The sequence below is a fragment of the Myxacorys chilensis genome (assembly GCF_059505265.1).
The window spans coordinates 1-2,435 of record NZ_JCACKG010000279.1; the positions used below are offsets into that span (position 1 = coordinate 1).

The 2,435-nt window shown below is 65.2% G+C and carries 4 protein-coding genes and 1 pseudogene; 3 read left to right on the top strand and 2 right to left on the bottom strand.

All coding sequences use genetic code 11. The features are described from left to right. Positions 1-253 (bottom strand): SDR family NAD(P)-dependent oxidoreductase (locus tag AC5JLB_RS28250; RefSeq protein ID WP_495877167.1); only part of this gene is annotated, 253 nt, incomplete at its 3' end. A gap of 285 nt (positions 254-538) precedes the next feature. On the opposite strand from AC5JLB_RS28250, the gene AC5JLB_RS28255 reads away from it, so the two are divergent. The 3 genes from AC5JLB_RS28255 (at position 539) to AC5JLB_RS28265 (ending at position 1,963) form a co-directional block, all read left to right on the top strand. After that, complete coding sequence (locus AC5JLB_RS28255; RefSeq protein ID WP_495877168.1) at positions 539-766, top strand: dodecin family protein; 228 nt, start codon at positions 539-541, stop codon at positions 764-766. Positions 767-1,316: 550 nt separating this feature from the next. Next, positions 1,317-1,526: a hypothetical protein gene (locus tag AC5JLB_RS28260; protein WP_495877169.1), complete on the top strand. Its 210-nt coding sequence runs from the start codon at positions 1,317-1,319 to the stop codon at positions 1,524-1,526. 113 nt (positions 1,527-1,639) lie between these two features. Further along, entirely contained in the window at positions 1,640-1,963 is a 324-nt protein-coding gene (locus AC5JLB_RS28265) for an SGNH/GDSL hydrolase family protein (RefSeq protein ID WP_495877170.1), read from the top strand. 184 nt (positions 1,964-2,147) lie between these two features. Here the strand turns inward: AC5JLB_RS28265 and AC5JLB_RS28270 are convergent. Beyond that, positions 2,148-2,435, bottom strand: a pseudogene (locus AC5JLB_RS28270) (IS5/IS1182 family transposase); the annotation flags it as partial.

Sequence of the window (2,435 nt, forward strand, 5' to 3'; positions counted from 1 at the left end):
CCTGCCCCGCCACGTCATCCGCGATCTCCTCCATCCGATCCGAGCGGGTGACGTCGCCGGCCAGGCCCCGCGCCGCGAAGCCCAGGCCTGCCAAGTGGCTGGCCGCGTCCTGGGCCACCGTCTCGTCCGGCTCCACGATGACGAGGCCCGCACCCGCCTCGCCGAGTGCCTCGGCACAGGCCAGGCCGATCCCGCGGCCTCCCCCGGTAATCACGGCGACCTCGCCATCCACCCTGAAGCGTTCCTGGTACATGCAAGCCTATCCTCCTGGACCACGACGTCATTCGTCGGACAAGGGCGTCAGCGTCAAGCCTGCAGAGACAAGGCGGCTCAGGGCACTCGACGACGAGAGTGCTGGGGTGAAGGGGCTGTGGACTGATGCCCTGTTCGACTACATGGGGCTTAGGGGCCTTCCGACGCTGCGCGAACCCACAAACTTGGGGAAGTGTGCTGCCATGCTCCGGGCTCACGTGCTCGGCGGTAGCCCTCGCTCTCCTTCGACCTACCTGCCCTACGGGCAACTCAGGGAGGACCCGCCATGTCGGTCGCCAAGGTCATCGAGATCTCGAGCACCTCAGAGAGGAGCTTCGAGGATGCCATCCAGCGCGGCGTCGCCCGTGCCACGAGCAGCCTGCGAGGTGTTCAGAGCGCCTGGGTCAAGGAGCAGAGCGTCTCGATCGAGAACGGCCAGATCAACGGCTACCGGGTGAACCTTATGATCACCTTCATCCTCAACGATGGCGAGGACCTGGGCGCGGGGGGCTGAGCCAAGGCGAGGCGGCTGAGTGGCCGCCAGTACTTCGGGCCGGACGCCATCAGCTGTCCCTTTGAGGTGGTTAAACCCGATGAGCGGTGGTTGCCTAGGCAGGCGCTAACGACGAAGGGCGCTGTCAGACTAATCGGCGGAGGCCGCTTCCTTCCGCCCTGCCTTTCATTCTTCTGGGCATACGGTCAACGTTCTTAGCTCAAAGCCAAGAAAAGCGCCACAAGGCTCGCCAACCGACCGCGCCGTGAACCTATCAGGGCAGTTTAATCTGACAAGGCCCATGTGGGCGAGGTCACCGGCGAGGGGATCGCTGGACCGAGGCCAGACGGGTAGTCTGGCGAGTGACGGCTGGACCGGGGGGCTTGGTCCCAATCTGCCCGCTCAGTCCCATGGTCGTCCGAGCTACCTCCGCCGGGGATGATGACCAGACCAGCAGCTCAGGAGGTAACACCCGATGCCTCTGCCACTCACTCGCCGTCACCTCCTGGCCCTCTCTGCATCGGCATCTCTCGGGAGCCTTGCTCGAGCCGAGCCCGAAGGAACATCACCCATGGCCCACATCGTCCTTCTTGGCGACTCTGTGTTCGACAACGCGCCCTATGTCGCGGCCGGGCAGGAGGTCATCCAGCAGCTCCGCCGACGCCTTCCCTTCGACTGGCAGGCGACGCTCCTGGCTCGCGATGGCACGGTGCTGGCCGACCTCACGGAGCAGATCCGCCATGTGCCAACAGGTGCCACGCACCTCATCGTCAGTGCTTGAGGCAACGACGGCCTGGGTTGGACGGGGATGTTCGGCGAGAGCGCCATGAGCGTGGCGGAGGCACTGGTGAGACTCGCGCGTGTCCGCCGCGAGTTCGAGCGGCGCTATGCACCATGCTCGATGATGTGCTGGGACTGGGACGGCCAACGGCGATCTGCACGATCTACGATGTCCGCTTTCCTGACCCGGACTTCCGGGAGGTTGCGCTCACGGCCCTGACCCTGCTCAACGATGTCATCACCCGTGAGGCTGGCGCCCGCGGTCTGCCGCTTCTCGACCTCCGAACCCTCTTCGATCAGGACGCCGATTTCGCCAACCCCATCGAGCCCTCGGCTCAAGGTGGCGAGAAGCTCGCCAGAGCGATCCTGCGAGTGGTCGAGGAGCACGACTTTGCCCGGCCGCGCGCCACCATATTCGCTGTGGAAGAGCCGCACTGACGAAGTCCCAGACAAGATCGCGATCAAAGCCCTCTGTCCCGATACCGCGCAAGGGTGCTGTCCGACCGATGCGAACCAGTCCTTGTTTGGGCAGATGGACCCGTTTTCAGTTCGCGCAGAGCTGCCGCCACGGCGTTGTTGCACAACTCGGGCTTAGGCCGAGTTTGCCCTTTTCCCCATAGGTTCAGGCGACGCGCGTGATCTCGGCCCGGCCCAGGGCTGAGAAGCGGTTCATGAGAGCGATGCGGGTGTGGATCTCGGCGGCTTGGCGGTCGGGGTCTTTGGAGGCGATGCGCTCGCCAAAGGCTTTGAGGCGGCGCATCTGCGCCTCGATCCGACTTCGGGCGTGGTAGCCGGTCAGTCGCTTCCACAAGGCTCGGCCGAAGTGACGTGTCGCCCGCAGGGTCTCGTTTCTGGCTCTGGCGGCTGGGCCGTCCTCCTTCCAAGCGCGGCCGTTCCTGCGGGTCGGGAT

Coding starts and splice junctions, on each gene's coding strand:
- AC5JLB_RS28255 (WP_495877168.1), top strand. CDS start 539: ATGTCGGTCGCCAAGGTCATCGAGATCTCGAGCACCTCAGAGAGGAGC.
- AC5JLB_RS28260 (WP_495877169.1), top strand. CDS start 1,317: ATGGCCCACATCGTCCTTCTTGGCGACTCTGTGTTCGACAACGCGCCC.
- AC5JLB_RS28265 (WP_495877170.1), top strand. CDS start 1,640: ATGCTCGATGATGTGCTGGGACTGGGACGGCCAACGGCGATCTGCACG.